The organism is Achromobacter sp. JD417, assembly GCF_041879325.1.
GTDB lineage: Bacteria > Pseudomonadota > Gammaproteobacteria > Burkholderiales > Burkholderiaceae_B > Achromobacter > Achromobacter mucicolens.
In genome coordinates, this window is sequence record NZ_CP087159.1 from 3380025 (window position 1) to 3396631 (window position 16607).

13 protein-coding genes and 3 pseudogenes are annotated in these 16607 nt (G+C 64.2%); 8 read left to right on the forward strand and 8 right to left on the reverse strand.

The window, feature by feature from the left end:
* Nucleotides 1–17: 17 nt before the first annotated feature.
* Complete coding sequence (locus LN047_RS15505; protein WP_373979496.1) at nucleotides 18–1340, reverse strand: tetratricopeptide repeat protein; 1323 nt, start codon at nucleotides 1338–1340, stop codon at nucleotides 18–20.
* A gap of 395 nt (nucleotides 1341–1735) precedes the next feature.
* On the opposite strand from LN047_RS15505, the gene LN047_RS15510 reads away from it, so the two are divergent.
* Nucleotides 1736–2671 (forward strand): SMP-30/gluconolactonase/LRE family protein, encoded by a 936-nt coding sequence (locus LN047_RS15510; protein WP_373979497.1) that lies wholly within the window; start codon nucleotides 1736–1738, stop codon nucleotides 2669–2671.
* A gap of 7 nt (nucleotides 2672–2678) precedes the next feature.
* Here the strand turns inward: LN047_RS15510 and LN047_RS15515 are convergent, their stop codons facing one another.
* Together LN047_RS15515 and LN047_RS15520 are read right to left on the reverse strand one after the other, a co-directional pair.
* Nucleotides 2679–3164, reverse strand: coding sequence for a DUF6644 family protein (locus LN047_RS15515; protein ID WP_373979498.1), 486 nt, complete (start codon nucleotides 3162–3164; stop codon nucleotides 2679–2681).
* A 13-nt stretch (nucleotides 3165–3177) separates the two neighbouring features.
* Nucleotides 3178–3564 (reverse strand): DUF6152 family protein, encoded by a 387-nt coding sequence (locus LN047_RS15520; protein ID WP_373979499.1) that lies wholly within the window; start codon nucleotides 3562–3564, stop codon nucleotides 3178–3180.
* A 537-nt stretch (nucleotides 3565–4101) separates the two neighbouring features.
* On the opposite strand from LN047_RS15520, the gene LN047_RS15525 reads away from it, so the two are divergent.
* The 3 genes from LN047_RS15525 to LN047_RS15535 all read left to right on the forward strand — a co-directional run bounded on the left by LN047_RS15525 (nucleotide 4102) and on the right by LN047_RS15535 (nucleotide 6914).
* The gene (locus LN047_RS15525; RefSeq protein WP_373979500.1) at nucleotides 4102–5451 is read left to right on the forward strand and encodes an APC family permease; all 1350 of its coding nucleotides are present in this window, start codon (nucleotides 4102–4104) and stop codon (nucleotides 5449–5451) included.
* A 42-nt stretch (nucleotides 5452–5493) separates the two neighbouring features.
* Nucleotides 5494–6366 carry a cyclopropane-fatty-acyl-phospholipid synthase family protein gene (locus LN047_RS15530; RefSeq protein ID WP_373979501.1) on the forward strand — a complete coding sequence of 291 codons (873 nt, stop codon included), beginning with the start codon at nucleotides 5494–5496 and terminating at the stop codon, nucleotides 6364–6366.
* 83 nt (nucleotides 6367–6449) lie between these two features.
* Nucleotides 6450–6914 (forward strand): Rrf2 family transcriptional regulator, encoded by a 465-nt coding sequence (locus LN047_RS15535; protein ID WP_056317851.1) that lies wholly within the window; start codon nucleotides 6450–6452, stop codon nucleotides 6912–6914.
* Nucleotides 6915–6920: 6 nt separating this feature from the next.
* Here the strand turns inward: LN047_RS15535 and LN047_RS15540 are convergent, their stop codons facing one another.
* Nucleotides 6921–8159: a type II toxin-antitoxin system HipA family toxin gene (locus LN047_RS15540; protein ID WP_373979502.1), complete on the reverse strand. Its 1239-nt coding sequence runs from the start codon at nucleotides 8157–8159 to the stop codon at nucleotides 6921–6923.
* Between the two features lie 57 nt (nucleotides 8160–8216).
* Nucleotides 8217–11012: pseudogene (locus LN047_RS15545) on the reverse strand (Tn3 family transposase); the annotation flags it as partial.
* 48 nt (nucleotides 11013–11060) lie between these two features.
* On the opposite strand from LN047_RS15545, the gene LN047_RS15550 reads away from it, so the two are divergent.
* The 3 genes and pseudogenes from LN047_RS15550 to LN047_RS15560 all read left to right on the forward strand — a co-directional run bounded on the left by LN047_RS15550 (nucleotide 11061) and on the right by LN047_RS15560 (nucleotide 13411).
* Nucleotides 11061–11825, forward strand: a complete 765-nt coding sequence (locus LN047_RS15550; protein WP_001389365.1) for an IS6-like element IS6100 family transposase — start codon at nucleotides 11061–11063, stop codon at nucleotides 11823–11825.
* Between the two features lie 54 nt (nucleotides 11826–11879).
* Nucleotides 11880–12431 (forward strand): annotated as a pseudogene (locus LN047_RS15555) (Mu transposase C-terminal domain-containing protein); the annotation flags it as partial.
* 95 nt (nucleotides 12432–12526) lie between these two features.
* Nucleotides 12527–13411, forward strand: coding sequence for a LysR family transcriptional regulator (locus LN047_RS15560; RefSeq protein ID WP_003465017.1), 885 nt, complete (start codon nucleotides 12527–12529; stop codon nucleotides 13409–13411).
* Nucleotides 13412–13594: 183 nt separating this feature from the next.
* On the opposite strand, the pseudogene LN047_RS15565 reads toward LN047_RS15560, so the two are convergent.
* The 3 genes and pseudogenes from LN047_RS15565 to LN047_RS15575 form a co-directional block, all read right to left on the reverse strand.
* Nucleotides 13595–14240 (reverse strand): annotated as a pseudogene (locus LN047_RS15565) (uracil-DNA glycosylase family protein).
* Between the two features lie 28 nt (nucleotides 14241–14268).
* A complete protein-coding gene (locus LN047_RS15570) occupies nucleotides 14269–14571 on the reverse strand; it encodes a cytochrome P460 family protein (RefSeq protein WP_003830782.1) in 303 nt (100 codons plus the stop codon).
* A gap of 140 nt (nucleotides 14572–14711) precedes the next feature.
* Entirely contained in the window at nucleotides 14712–15245 is a 534-nt protein-coding gene (locus tag LN047_RS15575; RefSeq protein ID WP_003830783.1) for a carboxymuconolactone decarboxylase family protein, read from the reverse strand.
* Between the two features lie 117 nt (nucleotides 15246–15362).
* On the opposite strand from LN047_RS15575, the gene LN047_RS15580 reads away from it, so the two are divergent.
* On the forward strand, nucleotides 15363–16205 hold the full coding sequence (locus LN047_RS15580; RefSeq protein WP_003830784.1) for an AraC family transcriptional regulator: 843 nt from the start codon (nucleotides 15363–15365) through the stop codon (nucleotides 16203–16205).
* Nucleotides 16206–16607 lie beyond the last annotated feature (402 nt).

A 16607-nucleotide genomic window follows, 5' to 3' on the forward strand; every position in this document is an offset into this window, starting at 1 on the left:
AGGCCACGGTTGCGCGCCTAAAGCGCTGCGGCCCGCGCGGCAAGCGCGCAGTTGCCCGCGCTGCCGGGCTTGAGGGCCATGCGTTCGGCAGTCAGCACCTTGGCAAGAGAGCGCGCGCCGTCTCGCAACGCGGCTTCCACCAACGTCAGCGCCAGCACGTCGCGCTGCGCGTGGCTGCCGCCGAATCGATGCGCAATAAGGCGCACGTCCCGCAGCAGGTTGACGGCAAGCGCGTAGTCTTGCCGGGCGAACGCGGCCAGCGCGTGCGCCACGGGCAATCCCACGTCTCGGGTCATCATCGCGTTCGTGCCCGTGCCGTCCGCGGCCGTTTCCATCGACTCGATGAGCGCCTGGGCGGCAGCGCCGTCACCCGCGCCCAGATACGCCATCAGCGCATGCACGTCATTGAAGGCGTAGAACCCCGCGCCGCCACGCGTCTGCCAGACATCGGCAAGTTGGCGCCATCGCGGGCCGGCGTCCACGCCTCGCAAATGCAGACGCCACAGCATGGCGGAGGCGTCGATCAGATCCAGCACCTGGCCCGTGGAAGCTTCGCGCAACCTGCTGTCGTACAACGCCAGCACGTCGCCAATCTCGTCGCGATCCAGCTGAAACAGAGCCAGATGCCACCAGTTATGGATGGCCAGCATGTTGTCCTCGGACCAGTCGCCCCGCCTTCCGTTCAGCCAGGCGATACCCTCGTCGATTCGGCCCTGCATTTCTAGGACGTGAGCAACGGCGTGCACGGCCCAGGGATCGCGCGGGTTGAGCTCCAGCGCGCGGCGCCCTTGCGCCTCGGCCGGGCCGTACAGATTCGTCTCTTCCAACCCGAACGCGTGCATGCCCAAGACGTAGCCGTAGTCGGGCATCGAGCGGTCCCAGGCGGGCAGGATGCCGGCCACTCGGTCGCGCAGCATGGTCGAGCGGCCGAGCAGGAAATCGCCAATGTGGCCAACCTGCAGCGCCAGCGTGTCGTGCGGATAGTCGGCAAGAATGTCGGCATAGCGCCGCAAGGACCGGGAGAATTCCCCGTCGAGCCAGGCGCGGGCCGCGGCAGCGTGGCGGCGCTCGCGATCGTTGGCAATGTCGTAGAGCGCTTCGGCGGCTTGCACGCTTTCGCGCAGCAGCGGTTCGACGCATTTGTCGCTGGCGGTGATCATCATTCCCGCGCGCAGCAGATGGCCCATCACGAATACGGGGTCATCGGCCAAGGCCTCGTCAATGACGCCCAGCGGATCGCCGTAGTAGCCATGAAACAGGCTTTGCGCCCGCTCGTAGGCGGCCATTGACGCCGGTTCATCGCTGGAAACCGGGTTGCCCCGTACATCGCTCAGCGCCATGGTGGTCTCCCGGAGGCCGGCCCGCGACGGGCTTGGAAAATCTTCAAAAATATAAGCATGGTTGCGGCGTTCCGGCAAAACGCAGTTGCGCTAGTGCGGTTGCACCGGACGCGCGGGCCGCCGCTGCCCGATTTCACGCCTGCGAGGAATGCGCCCGTCAGCGCCAGAAATCCCAGGAACACGTACGCCGCGATCCCAGCGCGAGAGGCCACATTTCGCGACATGGCGCTCATACAGACTTGGCCATGTGCTGCGCGGCGCCCGAAAATGAACTGACGACCGGCGCCGCCCGCGCCAGGACGATAGGCAGTCCAGGCAAGCGGCTTGCTGCTGACGACGGATGGGCACGGCGGCGCTACCCCGGCAAGCTGCCGTCTGCCTATACAGGAGGCTATATGTGGGAACCCACCGAGCGCTATCCCGATCCGGCCATTGAGGTCCTGGATCCCCGATTCCAGACGATCCGGCTCACCAACGCCGGCGTCGAACGATTGGCGACCGGCATCCGGTACGGCGAAGGCCCGGTGTGGTTCGGTGACGCGAGGTGCCTGGTCTGGAGCGACATCCCCAATAACCGCCTGATGCGCTGGGACGAGGAAACGGGCGCCGTATCGGTGCACCGCAAGCCCTCCGAGTACATCAACGGCAACACGCGCGACCGTCAAGGCCGGCTGGTCAGCTGCGAACATGGCGGTCGACGCGTGGTCCGCACCGAATACGATGGCTCGCAGACCGTGCTGGCCGACCGTTTCGAGGGCAAGCGCTTGAACGCGCCGAACGACGTTGTCGTGCACAGCGATGGGTCGGTCTGGTTCTCCGACCCGCTATTCGGGATTCTCTCCAACTACGAAGGCTTTCAGGCGCCACCCGAGCTGCCGACGCATGTTTACCGCCTGGATCCGGACTCCGGCCGGCTGGACGCCGTGGTAAGCGGCATCCACAACCCCAACGGCTTGTGTTTTTCTCCGGACGAGCGACTGCTGTATGTCGTGGACAACGGTTCGACGCCGAATCGCATCCTGGTCTACGCGGTGGGACAGGACGGGTCGCTGGACGACGGCCGCACGTTTGTCGAGGCAAGCACCGACGCGATTCCCGACGGCATACGCTGCGATACCGACGGCAATGTCTGGGCGGGCTGGGGCCCGGGCCCGGCCTTGAGCGGGGTGATGGTATTTGCGCCCGACGCCACGGCTATCGGCCGCGTCGCCCTGCCCGATCGGTGCGCCAACCTGTGTTTTGGCGGGGCGCGCCGCAACCGGCTGTTCATGGTCACCGGGCAGTGTCTCTTCGCGCTGTATGTGAATGCGCAGGGGGTCGGATACTGCTGACGCCGGCCTACAGAAAGCCGATCCAGCGCCCCGCCACCAGGCAGCCCAGCCACAGCACCAGAGAGGCCGCCGCCTGAATGCGCAGCGCGGGTGACGGCGGGCTTCCATTTGCCACGCTTGCCCAAGCCCTGCCCCGATTCACCAGCCAGGCGTTGACCGCGCCCGCCGCCAGCAAGCCCATCTTGGTCAGGAATGCCGGGTTGTACAGGTAGTCGAGCGGCCGCACCGAAAACAGCAGCGCCCCCGTCAACACCGCCAATGCCAAGCCCGTTGCGGCCGTGCGCGCCAAGACGGGCGCCAGGACGGCCAGCGCACCCGGCTTGAGTACGCCAAGCAGGCGCAGATCCAGCGGAATGATCGAACCGATCAGTAGACCAATGGCGCCGATATGGGCGGCGTTGGCGAGCAGATAGAGAATGCCGGACCGGCGCAGCCACAGCGCTGGCGGCACGGATTGAAGCTGTTCGAGCGCAAGTCGTAGCAGGTCAGGCATCCACGGCCAGCGGTCAGGGCTTCTTGATGCGGCTGGGATAGATATCGTAGGTCTTGCCGCCAACGGTCACCTGGACCGCCTTCATGCGCTTGGCGGCGGCGTCCTGGTCTCGGTTGCCGACGGCGGTGATGGCATCTCCGGGCTTGGCCGAGCCTTCGACGAAACCGGCTTCCTTCGTCTGACTTGGATTGCCAAGCTCGACGGTCCAGACGCCGTCCTTGGCCCGCACCTTGAGCGAGGGATGCGGTGGCGCGATCTGCACCTGCTCGACCGTGCCCTGCAGCGTCATCTGTTCGGATTCGGCCCACGACCAGCCGTGATGCGCCAAGGCCGACGGGGCAGCGCCGGTCATGGCGGACAGCGCCAAGGCGGCAAATAACGCGTGTCGGGAAAGCTTCATGTCGATGCTCCTGTGGTTGCGGTGGCATGCCATTCCCCGCGCCGCGACGTAGGGTTGAGCGCACGAAAAAGCAGGATAGCAGCGCGTTTCCAACGTGCGGGGGATTTTATTGAACGCGCGCGGACAGAAAAACGTCGGCAGTACTTAAGAAATTACTTTAGATATTCAACTTCAACTATGAATTTTTAATCGGGTGTATTTTCCTTAACTATCAATAGGTTGGACACCGAATATAAGACATTGCATGAATATCGAAATCTGCCGATCTCTATTTTTGGATGACGCCAGGACCCAGGAAAACCCTGCGGAACTTTCCGCCGCCGGTCACGGTCGCTTTATGTTCAGGCAATTGTCAGCATATGCCGACATCTGCCGTGAGCATCCGTCCGCGCGTCCACCCCGGGAGAATTGCATGTCATCGCTCCGCTCGCGTTTGCCCGCGAATTTGTCCAACACTCTCACCACGCGCCCCCCGGATTTCCCGCTTGTTCCCCGCCTGCCGCTACGCGCCAATCCATGTCTGCGGCGCCCTCTACCATGAGCGCCGTCCCTGATACGGTAAACGGCCGCGCGCCCACTGGCCTGTCGGTCATGGACGCGACCGTGGTGCTTGTCGGTGTGGTCATCGGGATCGGCATCTTCGGTTTTCCCCCTCTGGTCGCGCAGCACGCGCATACGGAAGCGGTGTATATCGGCCTCTGGTGCGCGGGCGGACTCGTCATGCTGGTCGGGGCGCTTTGCTACGCCGAACTCGGCTCGGCTTATCCCGGCGCGGGCGGCGAATACCTCTATCTGACCCGCGCTTGGGGACGGCGCGTCGGGCTGATGTTCGCCTGGGCGCGCTGCTCCGTCATCCAGACCGGCGCGATCGCAGCCGTGGCATTCATCTACGGGGATTACGCACAGCGGCTTCTGCCCCTGGGCCCCCTGGGCCCCGCTGTGCACGCGGCCATCTCCGTCGTCGTTCTGACGGGCCTGAACATGATCGGCACGCGTTATTCCAAACGGCTGCAATGGGTTTTCACGGTGCTGACCCTGATTGCTCTGGCCGCGGTGCTGATCGCCAGCCTGACCGCGTCGGGCGGCGAGTCTGTCACTGCCGCTTCACCGGCCCCGCTGTCGGGCAATACCGCCGGGCTGCTCGGCATGGGGATGGTCTTCGTGCTGCTGACCTATGGCGGCTGGAACGAGGCCGCGTATCTTAGCGGCGAACTGCGCGATCCCGCGCGCAACATGAGCCGGGTGCTGCTCATCGGCACGGCGGTGGTCACCAGCGCCTATGTCCTGACCAACATCGCGCTGCTTGAGATCTTCGGGCTACAGGGACTGCGGGACACGCCCGCCCTGGGTGCCGAGGTCATGCAGCTGGCCGCAGGACCCTATGCGGCGGCGCTGCTCAGCCTGACCATCTGCGCCACGGCGCTCAGCACCATCAACGGCACCATCATTACCGGCGCGCGGGTGTATTACGCCCTGGGCCGCGACGTGCCCCGGCTGCAGGCGCTGGCGGGCTGGAGCGCGCGCAACGAAACGCCTGTCAGCGCGCTAGTCGTTCAGGGCGTGATTACCCTTGCGCTGGTGGCGCTGGGCGCGTTCAGCCAAAACAGCGTTCAGACCATGGTGGCCTACACGGCGCCGGTGTTCTGGCTCTTCATGATGCTGGTCGCCGCCTCCGTCTGGCGCCTGCGCCGCCTGGACCCCGACCGCCCTCGTCCTTTTCGCGTTCCGCTCTTTCCGCTGCCCCCCTTGCTGCTGGCGCTGACCTGCGCCGGACTGGTCGTGTCCAGCGCCATGTATGCCGGCGCGGGCGCCCTGATCGGGCTGGCTGTGCTGGCGGCCGGCGCGCCACTGATGCGCCTGCTCAAGCCCGCCCAGGCCGCAAGCTGACTGGCTCTTCCCCTGTCCTCCACCGTCCAAGGAACCCTCACCATGCCACGCTCCCTCGACCATTCGAAAACCGCGTCCCAGGTATTCACCCCGCGCCTGCGCCTTGCGATGCTGGCCTCGGCGATGGCTTTCACGCTGCTGAGCGCGGGCGCCGCCATGGCGCAGACTGCCGCTGCGCCCGCCAAGGCCGACGCCCAGAAAGCCTACGTGCCCGACGTCGGCCAGGAAGGCAAGGACGTCATCTGGGTGCCTACCCCGCAGACCCTGGTCGACAAGATGCTGGACATGGCCAAGGTCACCCCCAAGGACCGGCTGATGGACCTGGGCTCGGGCGACGGCCGCACGGTCATCACGGCCGCACAGCGCGGACTGACCGCGCAAGGCATCGAGTACAACCCCGACCTGGTCGAGCTGTCGCGCCAAAACGCCAAGCGCGCGGGCGTGGCCGACCGCGCCACGTTCGTGGCGCAAGACCTTTTCACCACGGACTTGTCTCAGGCGGACGTGATCACAATGTTCCTGCTCTCGACCATCAACGAGAAGCTGCGGCCCAAATTGCTGGAGCTGCCGGCCGGCACGCGCGTGGTGTCAAACACCTTCCGCATGGGCGACTGGGAACCGGATGCCTCGGAAACCGTCACCGATAACTGCCAGACCTATTGCACGGCGCTCCTGTGGATCGTGCCGGCAAAGGTGCAGGGCAAATGGGATCTGGGCGGGCAGACGCTGCAGCTTGACCAGCACTACCAGATGCTCTCGGGCAAGCTGGGGGCCGAGCCGATCTCCGACGCCCGGATGGACGGCAAGTCGATCACCTTTACCGCAAATGGCGTGCGCTACGCGGGCGAGGTGAACGGCCGCAGCATGAGTGGAAGCGCGGCCGGCAAGGGGGAATGGCAGGCCAAGCGGATCTGATCAATGCCCTTGCCGCGGGGCGCGGCTTTTCGAATGCCGCGCCGCGTTGACCATGGCTGCCGTCATGCAATAGCATCTGTTGCATGAGAAGAGACAGCAAGCTTTCCGGCGTACTGCACGTTCTGCTGCATATGGCCGAGCGCCCCGGTCCCATGACCTCCGATGACTTGGGCCGCGTCATGCAGACCAATCCTGTCGTCATCCGCCGCATCATGGGCGGCCTGCGGCAACAGGGCCTGGTCCGATCCGAAAAAGGACATGGCGGCGGGTGGACGATTTCGTGCGACTTCAAAGCGGTCACGCTGCGCGATATCTACGAAGCGCTGGGCGCGCCAGAGATCTTCGCCATGGGCAACCGCAGCGAATCGCCCGGATGCCTGGTCGAAGAGGCGGTCAATGCGTCGCTGGACGACGTGTTCGAACAGGCTCAGCAACTGCTCCTGGACCGGCTCGGCAAGGTCACGCTGGCCGAACTGAGCCGGGATTTTCACGCGCGCATGGTCGAGCGCGGCCAGGCTTACGACCCGCATGCCGTGCACGAGGTTTGAGCGCCCCTATTCCCACGGCTGGCGCCACGCCATCAATGAGGCCTCGACGTGTTCGATTTCGGCCTGCGACATGCCAGCTTCTTCGTAGAAACGCCTGCGCTCGCCTACCACGTCCCGCACGCGGTCGATGATCGACCTGGCGGCCGCTTCTGACCGGAGTCCGAAACGCCGGTACTCGGTCAGGCAATTGGCAAACGTGCTGTCGCGGCCGGCGGAGCCAATGTGAAGGTAGTGCCGCGCCGAACCTTCCTGGGTCACCACATCAAAAAGCGGCGACAGCCGGTAGGTGCGCGCATCTTCGTCTTTCAGAAATCCGACATTCTTCAGATGGTCGTCGGTGTTGTGGACCGCGACGTTCAGGATCATCCGGGCGTACAGTTCGAGCAGATCCTGCACGGGATTGGACGAGATACGGCGCGCCACGTCGGCCAGGCGCGCGTAGGAATACGTGGCCTTGCCGCGCGGGCCGTCAAGCTCGCGTTTGCCGATATGCACGGACGGGCTGATGAGCGACGCGCCGCTAAGGAAGTGCCGCCGCGCGATGACCGGGTCTGCGCCCTGCCGGACCGGCAGCAGCTCGCGATCGAACCGGTGCGTCAGCAGCACGGCGCCCAGATGCGTTTGCGCCAGACGGATCTGCGGTACGTTCAAGCCGATGGCCTTGGCCATCTGCAGGTTCGCGTATTCCACGCGCTGGCGGTCGTAGGATTCGCCCTTGCGCGGAAACTTGGCAATCCACATTTCGCCTGCCTCATCCCGCACGATCGTCTTGGGCCGCGCCCCACCGATATCCCATGAGCTGCCCAGGATGTCGCGATACAGCCCCTTGGGCTTAATGCCCTGGTCGATGTCGGTCAGCAGGTCGGCCAACGAATCCAGCTGGCTGACCTCAGGTAGCCGATAGGTCTTGCGCATGTTGGGCGTCAATTGCCGGGCGCTGAAAAAAAGCGCCCCCACGCCCATGCCCCGCCCCTTGAGCAGCACTTCGTTCTCCGTCACGCGGGCGCCCGCGTTATCCACGCGCATCACGTTGCGGCCCCAGGCATCCGGCGCGGCGTCAAAAATGGCGCCCAGCGTCTGGTACCGGCTTTCGGTCCGGTAGGTGGTGGCGGAGTCGGTCAGCGGCAGATTGAGCGGATCCAGCGAAAACGCCCGCGGATCGTTTACGTAGGACTGCACGTACGTGAATTCGGCGAAGAAGTGATTCTCGTCGCTGTCATCCAGGGTCAGGACGCCAGCGAGCACGGCTTCGCCCCGGATGTCCACATAGGGGTCGTTTGCGGGAGGGGGCGGAATCCTACGCTAAGGCTTTGGCCAGCGATATTCTCCGGTGAGATTGATGTGTTCCCATCCGAGCGGCGAAACATGGGCCAAGAGATCGGGCGATAGCAGCTTTCCATCGCGTTTCTGGTTTGCAACGACCTCGCCGAGCTTCATGGTGTTCCAGAAGATGATGATGGCGGCGAGCAGATTCATGCCGGCGATGCGGTAATGCTGGCCTTCGGCGGAACGGTCGCGGATTTCACCGCGGCGGTGGAAGCTGATTGCCCGCTTCAGCGCATGATGAGCTTCGCCTTTGTTGAGCCCGATCTGGGCACGCCGTTGGAGTTCGGCATCCAGAATCCAGTCGATCATGAACAGGGTGCGCTCGACGCGACCGACTTCCCGCAGGGCTGTCGCGAGCTCGTTCTGCCGCGGATAGGAGGCGAGTTTCCGCAGAATCTGGCTTGGCGCGACGGTCCCGGCAGCAATGGTGGCGGCGATGCGCAGGATGTCGGGCCAATTGCGCTCGATCATGGCTTGGTTGACCTTTCCGCCGATCAACGCTCGCAGGTGCGCCGGGGCGGCCGACGGATTGAACGCGTAGAGCCGTTTGGATGGCAGGTCGCGGATGCGCGGAGCGAACCGGTAGCCGAGAATGGCACATGCGGCAAAGACGTGATCGGTGAAGCCGCCCGTGTCGGTGAACTGCTCGCGGATATGGCGTCCAGCATCGTTCATCAGCAGGCCATCGAGGATGTAAGGCGCTTCGCTTGCCGTTGCAGGAATCACCTGGGTTGCGAACGGCGCATATTGGTCGGAGACGTGGCTATAGGCTTTCAGGCCCGGGGTATTGCCATATTTCGCGTTGACCAGGTTCATGGCCTCACCTTGCTCTGTAGCGACGAAGAACTGTCCGTCGCTCGAAGCCGACGTGCCCATGCCCCAGAACCGGGCCATGGGTAACGCTGCCTGTGCCTCGACCACCATGGCCAGCGCCCGGTCATAGGCTTCGCCCTCGACATGCCACCGTCCAATGCGGATCAATTCCCAGAAGGTGTGGGTGTTTGTCGCATCCGCCATTTTGCGCAAGCCGAGGTTGATCCCTTCCGCCAAGATAACGTTCATTAGCCCGATCCGGTCAGCGCAGGGTGCTCCTGTGCGCAGATGGGTGAACGCTTCGGTGAAGCCGGTCGCCGCATCCACCTCCAGCAGGAGATCGGTGATGCGCGTGGGCGGGATCTGCTTGTAGAGATCGAGCACCAGATCTTCGGCGCCTGTCGGCGCGGCGGCTTCGAGTTTCTCGATATGCAGAACGCCGTTTTCAATCGACCCGCCCGGGATCGTGCCTGCGCGAGCGGCACGGCCAAGCTCGCGCAACCGCATGTCGAGGCGAGCTTGCCGGTCTGCCAGCCATTCCTCCGGCCGCAATGGCACAGCGAGACGACCGCCTTCCGCGATGGATTGTGCCGGAACGAGTGCGTGTTTCAGATCGCCATAGCGCCGGGACCTAGTAAGCCAGACATCTCCGGAGCGGAACGCATCGCGCAGATGGAACAGCACCGCGATCTCCCATAGGCGAGCGTCGCCAGCCCTCTGGGCCCGAAGGTGGCGATGCCATTTCGAGCTGGGCCGCAAGAAGCTGGTCATCGCGGCATCGTTCAAACCGGTACGAAGGGCCGTCACCGCTTCCAGAAGCGGCAGTGCAACGGGCGCAGCTCGCAGATCGAGCAGGCGCAACATGCGTGGAGCGTATCGGCGGAAGCGGTGATAACCGTCGAGCACATGATTGAGCGGATCGTCGGCCATGGTGGCGGTCAGCCTGGTTGCCATTGCAACAAGGGTTTTTAAGCCGTCCCACCCTGACCCACTCGCGATGACATCGCCCAGCGGCTGGCCATCATCCTGTGCATCGACCAGGGCGCCCCCGATCTCGGCGAAGGATTTCAGGGTGTCACGCACCACCCCCGCTTCGTCTGCGACCTTTGCATGGCAAATACGCTCCGAAGCACGGTAGAGACGGCCGACGATCCGGTCGTGGGTTTCGACCACTGCGTCGGCCAACATCGCCTGCCATTCCGAGACGCAAACAGCCAAGATCGCAAGCCGCCTGTCCTCCGGGAGATCGCGCATGCCGTCGGCATAATACCGTTCACCCTGCCTGCGCAGACGAGTCACCCGATGGGCAGGAACGCCGGCAAGCAGATCCTCGGGGAGATCGATGCGTTGCAGATATTCGAGCCGGTCGAGCAGCCGGTTGGCCGACGAAGAGTTCGAGCCAGGCTCGAACTGGCGCAGCCACACAAAACGGGTCACCCGATCATCAGCCGTCTCCTCGAGCAATGCCAGCAACTGTTCTCGGATCGACATAGGCAGCCGACTGGCGATCCTCGTCTCGATGCGTCGCTCGGCATCGACGAGAGCCGCGGCACAAAGCCGCTCGATCGTGGATGTCGCGGGAAGGACAGTGCGGGTGCGTCGGCACTCGGCTACGAAGCGACGGGCGATATCCTCGTTCGACACCGCCATCTCGGCTTCTCGGAACAACCATTCCTTCAGCTCGCTCGCACCACGTCCGGAGAAGGTGCGGAAGCCGTAGAGCCCCCGTAACTCGGCAAGATGCTCGTGCCGTGTTTCCTCGCGGGCAGCATAGTCTACGAGATCGTCGGCACCCAGGCCAAGCTGCGCTCCGATAAATTCGATGACCTCTGCAGGGATCAGTTCGCCTGGAGCCAGCACCCGGCCGGGATAGCGCAGGACACACAATTGCAGGGCGAAGCCGAACCTGTTGTGAGCGCGCCGACGCAGCCTGATATGCCCAAGGTGGCTCTGTTGCAAAAATCGTGAAGCTTGAGCATGCTTGGCGGAGATTGGACGGACGGAACGATGACGGATTTCAAGTGGCGCCATTTCCAGGGTGATGTGATCCTGTGGGCGGTGCGCTGGTATTGTCGCTATCCGATCAGCTATCGCGACCTTGAGGAAATGCTGGCGGAACGCGGCATTTCGGTCGACCATACGACGATCTATCGCTGGGTCCAGTGCTACGCCCCGGAGATGGAGAAGCGGCTGCGCTGGTTCTGGCGGCGTGGCTTTGATCCGAGCTGGCGCCTGGATGAAACCTACGTCAAGGTGCGGGGCAAGTGGACCTACCTGTACCGGGCAGTCGACAAGCGGGGCGACACGATCGATTTCTACCTGTCGCCGACCCGCAGCGCCAAGGCAGCGAAGCGGTTCCTGGGCAAGGCCCTGCGAGGCCTGAAGCACTGGGAAAAGCCTGCCACGCTCAATACCGACAAAGCGCCGAGCTATGGTGCAGCGATCACCGAATTGAAGCGCGAAGGAAAGCTGGACCGGGAGACGGCCCACCGGCAGGTGAAGTATCTCAATAACGTGATCGAGGCCGATCACGGAAAGCTCAAGATACTGATCAAGCCGGTGCGCGGTTTCAAATCGATCCCCACGGCCTATGCCACGATCAAGGGATTCGAAGTCATGCGAGCCCTGCGCAAAGGACAGGCTCGCCCCTGGTGCCTGCAGCCCGGCATCAGGGGCGAGGTGCGCCTTGTGGAGAGAGCTTTTGGCATTGGGCCCTCGGCGCTGACGGAGGCCATGGGCATGCTCAACCACCATTTCGCAGCAGCCGCCTGATCGGCGCAGAGCGACAGCCTACCTCTGACTGCCGCCAATCTTTGCAACAGAGCCGATTTCCTGCCGGTGATCCGCCGCACCCTGACCCGCACCGGCTTTGTCATCGACCACATCCACTACTACGCCGACGCCCTCAAGCCGTGGATTGCCCGGCGCGAGCGCTTGCCCGCCTTCCTGATCCGGCGCGATCCGCGCGACATCAGCCGCATCTGGGTACTGGAACCGGAAGGTCAGCACTATCTGGAGATCCACTACCGCACCTTGTCCCATCCGGCCGTCACCCTCTGGGAACAACGCCAGGCGCTGGCCAAATTGCGTCAGCTCGGGCGCGAGCAGGTGGACGAGTCGGCGCTGTTCCGCATGATCGGGCAGATGCGCGAGATCGTGACCACCGCCCAGAAGGCCACGCGCAAGGCGCGGCGCGACGCTGATCGCCGCCAGCACCTCAAGACGTCGGAGCCACCGGCCAAGCCCATACCGCCGGATGTGGACATGGCTGACCCGCAGGCAGACAACCTGCCGCCGGCCAAACCGTTCGATCAGATCGAGGAGTGGTCGCCGTCGATGAATATAAGAGGACTTGCCATGGAATGCTCTCGGACATAGGAAATCAGGAGTTCCAATCTTCAGTGAGGGGCTAAGATAGGAAAAGTTGAATTTCTAAACGATGAAATTCAGCTTTTCTGAACAAGGAGTGACTCATGCGCGAAATCAGCCTGGACCGTCTGCGCACGTTGGTGGCCATTGCCGACCTGGGTTCGTTTGCCGAGGCGGCCCGTGTGCTGCACCTCGCGCCACCCACGGTCAGTTTGCATATTGCCGACCTGGAGTCGCGGGTTGGCGGAAAGCTGTTGTCGCGCACACGTGGGCGCATTCAGCCTTCGGCGATTGGAGAAACGCTGGTGGAGCGCGCGCGGCGCCTGTTGGCGGATGCGGAGCAGGCGCTTGAGGACGTGGAGCGTCAGGTGCAGGGCTTGGCCGGGCGTGTGCGGCTGGGTGCCTCCACAGGGGCCATCGCACAGTTGATGCCGCAAGCTTTGGAGACGTTGGGCCAACGCCATCCCGCTATCGATGTGCAGGTCGCGGTGCTCACGTCGCAGGAAACTTTGAAGAAGCTTGCCGAGGGCTCTTTGGAGATCGGTCTGGTCGCGCTGCCACAGACCCCGGTGAAGGAATTGCGGATCGAGCCATGGCGGCGGGACCCGGTCATGGCCTTCTTGCCGGCTCGCTGGGAATGCCCGGATGTTGTGACCCCCGGTTGGCTGGCCGCCCAGCCATTAATTCTGAATGACAAAACTACTCGGCTTTCGCGCTTGACCTCGGAGTGGTTCGCCAGTGATGGACGGCAGCCCACGCCGCGTATTCAACTGAACTACAACGATGCGATCAAAAGCCTAGTGGCGGCCGGTTATGGTGCGACGTTGTTGCCGCATGAAGCCTCCACGCCATTGCCCGATACCAGGATCGTCATGCGGCCATTACAGCCCTTATTGTGGCGTCAACTTGGTATTGCCCACCGTGGTGGGGACGTCGAGCGGCCTACGCAACATGTGCTGGATGTGTTGTGGGGGTTGAGTGCGGGCTAGGGCGATGTTGTCAGAGAAAGGACCGCTTTCGACCCGGTCATACGGTGATTGAGGTCCCAGGCGTCAGCTACCGCACCTGAAGCCGTCGTTCATCGCTCCAAAGCCGGTGCCTGTCTCCGTTCGCCCAGGCCAGGGTGTCGTAGTACTTGTGCAGCAGCTCGGTAATGGCGGCGGTGTCGTCGGTCATGGGGTTTCCTTGGGGTTGGCGGTGAGGACTGCCTGGACGCGTGCTTGCAGCGCGGGCAGCACGTCTTGTTGGAACCAGGGGTTGCGCACCAGCCAGCGATTGTTGCGCGGGCTAGGGTGAGGCAGGGGGAACGCTTGCGGCCAGTGCTCGCGCCAGGCTTCGACCACCCGGGTGAGCGGCGTCTTGCCAGTACCGAGGTGGTAGTCCATGGCGTAGCTGCCCAGCACGATGACCAGCGACAGGCGCTCGAAACGCTGCATGAAGGCTTCGCGCCAGGCGGGGGGCGCACTCCGGGCGTAGCGGCAGGTCACCGCTTTTGCCGGTGCCCGGATAACAGAAGCCCATGGGCAGAATGGCGATGCGGGTAGGGTCGTAGAAGGTGTCGCGGTCCACGCCCAGCCAGGCGCGCAGACGCGCGCCGCTGGCGTCGTCGAAGGGCACGCCTGAGGCATGGACCCGGGCCCCCGGTGCTTGGCCGGCGATGAGGATGGGCGCACTCGGGTGAAACTGGAAGACCGGCTGCACGCCGTGTGGCAGATGCGGTGCGCAGCGCGTGCAGGCGCGGACGTCGGTCAGAAAGGCGTCGAGTGTCGGCATGGCGCGCTTCCGGAAAGGGTGGCTCGCGCAGGACGGAGGTGCCATCCTGCGCGAAGCGTAACCCGGCAGCAAGTCAGTGCTGGGTCAGTGTCGGATAGCCCTGGATGAATACGCGGTCGGTCTTGGCCGCCGGCACATGGCAGCCCATGCAGTCGGCTTCGTAGCTGACGGCGACATTCTTGGCGGGGGCGTCGGCCTTGAACAGCGCCCAGCCCCAGCCGTCGCCCCACAAGGGGTTGCTGGCGAAACGGCCTTTGGCGTCCTTGACCATCACGAACCACACGGCCGCATCGGAACCCCAGACCACAGGGTTGCCAGTGGTCATGGCGCTGGTTTCGAGCTTGCGGATCTCTTTCACCAGCGTGGCGCCGTCCAAGAACTTGCCGGTCTTGCGGTAGTGCTCGGCCGAGGCCTTTAGTCGCCGGCCGTGACGGCCAGTGGCAGGACGAGGGCGCTGGCGAGCAGAGCGCCGGTGAGTGCGATTTTCATCGTGTTCTCCTTATATGCCTATGGAGATCAGACGGCGACCACGGGGAAATCCACCGTGGGGTCGGCGATGTGGTTGGTGTAGTTGGTGAGCGTGTTCAGCGCGACGTTGGCGATCACTTCCAGTATCAGGCCGTCGTCGAGCCCCGCGCGGCGGTAGTTGGCCATGGCGTCGGCCGACACCACGCCGCGTTGCTCGACCAGCGCGCGGGCAAAGCCGGCGATTGCATCGTCAAGTGCGTTGGCCGCCTGGCCGGTGCGGGCCGCGGCGATGGCCTCTGCCGACAGTCCGGCACCTTTGCCGATCAGGGTGTGTGCGCTCAGGCAATACTGGCAGCGATTGGCTTGAGCGGCAGCGAGCGCAACGATCTCGCGCTGGGAGGCATTCAGGCGGCCGGTGCCCAGCGTTTCGGACAAGCCGAGGTAGCCATTGAGCGCCGCCGGCGCGTGGGCCAGCGTGGCGAACAGGTTCGGCACCATGCCAAGCTTGGCTTTGACGGCCTTGAGTGTGGCAGCGGTAGCGGCGTCAGCGGTGTCGATGGTCAGGGGGGCGATTTGGGTCATGTCTATCTCCGTAGTGGGTGAGGTGCAAGAGCACGTGGGCATGATCGCCCTTTGTTTGGTACGATATGGCACGTAAAGTATCAAATACGTAACCTATCGTCTTATATGGAGAGTGGAATGGCGGATCGACTGGCCGGCTTGCTCCGGCACTACTCGCTTTCGGCGCGCGTTTTTCACAGCGGCGCCTTCTGTGGGCAGCATCATTACGCGGCGCCGCATGGCTATATCCATCTGGTGCGGCGCGGCCCGATTACGGCGCGTTCGCCCGTGCATGAAGATCTGCTGGTTACCGAGCCGAGCCTGCTGTTTTATCCGCGCGTGGCGTCGCATCGTTTTGTCGCCGCCCCCGGCGATACCGCTGAGCAGTTGTGTGCGGAGGTCGACCTGGGCGCTTCGACGGGCAATCCGTTGGCCATGGCCTTGCCGTCGATGCTGCTGATTCCGTTGGCGGACTTGCCCGGCCTCGGGCCGACGCTAGAGTTGCTGTTTGCCGAAGCCGAGCGCGACCAGTGCGGTCGGCAGGCCGCCATCGACCGCTTGTGCGAGTTGCTACTGATCCAGTTGCTGCGTTATCTGATGGATGGGCGGCTTGGCGCCACCGGACTGCTGGCGGGCCTGGCCGACCCGAAACTCGCGCGCGCCATAACCGCCATGCACGATGCGCCGCAGACCGCGTGGTCGCTCGAGGCGCTGGCGGCGAAGGCGGGCATGTCACGCGCGCGCTTCGCCGCCGCGTTCAAGGACGCGGTGGGCGTCACGCCGGGCGACTATCTGGCCGACTGGCGGATGAACGTCAGTTGCACCCTGCTCAAGCAGGGGCGGCCGGTGGCGGTGGTGGCCGACCGCGTCGGCTACGGCAGCCCGAACGCTCTGGCGCGCGCCTTCCGCGTGCGCATGGGCTGCGCCCCGCGCGACTGGCTGGCGCAGCAGCGCGGTGACGCGGCGCTCAGCGGTTCGTGAGTTTGAGTTCGATTCGCCGGTTCTTGGCGTAGGCGGCGCCGGTGTTGCGCTCGTCGAGCGGGTGAAATTCGCATCACGCCGGAACAACTGGCGGAACTCCAGGTGGCGATCCGTCAACGGCTGGTCAGTCTGTTCGTGCGGCGCGGCCGGCTGGACAAGGCTGAGTCAGTGGCGCAGGTAGCTGGATGACGCTGTCCCGCCCTGAGCCGACGCTCACAGGCGGGGATTTCCAGTGTCGTCATTGTCGGCTATTGGCCGGCAGCAGCCCGTCGTTGCCTGATGGATCCAACCCCTCCGCTGCTATAGTGCAGTCGGCTTCTGACGTTCAGTGCAGCCGTCTTCTGAAAACGACACCGGGGTGCCCGAGCCGTCACGCGCCGATGAGAACCTGACCAAAGTGCT

What these genes read in the sequence shown, in the direction of transcription:
- LN047_RS15505 (WP_373979496.1), bottom strand. Translation starts at nt 1,340, where the DNA reads ATGGCGCTGAGCGATGTACGGGGCAACCCGGTTTCCAGCGATGAACCG.
- LN047_RS15510 (WP_373979497.1), top strand. Translation starts at nt 1,736, where the DNA reads ATGTGGGAACCCACCGAGCGCTATCCCGATCCGGCCATTGAGGTCCTG.
- LN047_RS15515 (WP_373979498.1), bottom strand. Translation starts at nt 3,164, where the DNA reads ATGCCTGACCTGCTACGACTTGCGCTCGAACAGCTTCAATCCGTGCCG.
- LN047_RS15520 (WP_373979499.1), bottom strand. Translation starts at nt 3,564, where the DNA reads ATGAAGCTTTCCCGACACGCGTTATTTGCCGCCTTGGCGCTGTCCGCC.
- LN047_RS15525 (WP_373979500.1), top strand. Translation starts at nt 4,102, where the DNA reads ATGAGCGCCGTCCCTGATACGGTAAACGGCCGCGCGCCCACTGGCCTG.
- LN047_RS15530 (WP_373979501.1), top strand. Translation starts at nt 5,494, where the DNA reads ATGCCACGCTCCCTCGACCATTCGAAAACCGCGTCCCAGGTATTCACC.
- LN047_RS15535 (WP_056317851.1), top strand. Translation starts at nt 6,450, where the DNA reads ATGAGAAGAGACAGCAAGCTTTCCGGCGTACTGCACGTTCTGCTGCAT.
- LN047_RS15550 (WP_001389365.1), top strand. Translation starts at nt 11,061, where the DNA reads ATGACGGATTTCAAGTGGCGCCATTTCCAGGGTGATGTGATCCTGTGG.
- LN047_RS15560 (WP_003465017.1), top strand. Translation starts at nt 12,527, where the DNA reads ATGCGCGAAATCAGCCTGGACCGTCTGCGCACGTTGGTGGCCATTGCC.
- LN047_RS15575 (WP_003830783.1), bottom strand. Translation starts at nt 15,245, where the DNA reads ATGACCCAAATCGCCCCCCTGACCATCGACACCGCTGACGCCGCTACC.
- LN047_RS15580 (WP_003830784.1), top strand. Translation starts at nt 15,363, where the DNA reads ATGGCGGATCGACTGGCCGGCTTGCTCCGGCACTACTCGCTTTCGGCG.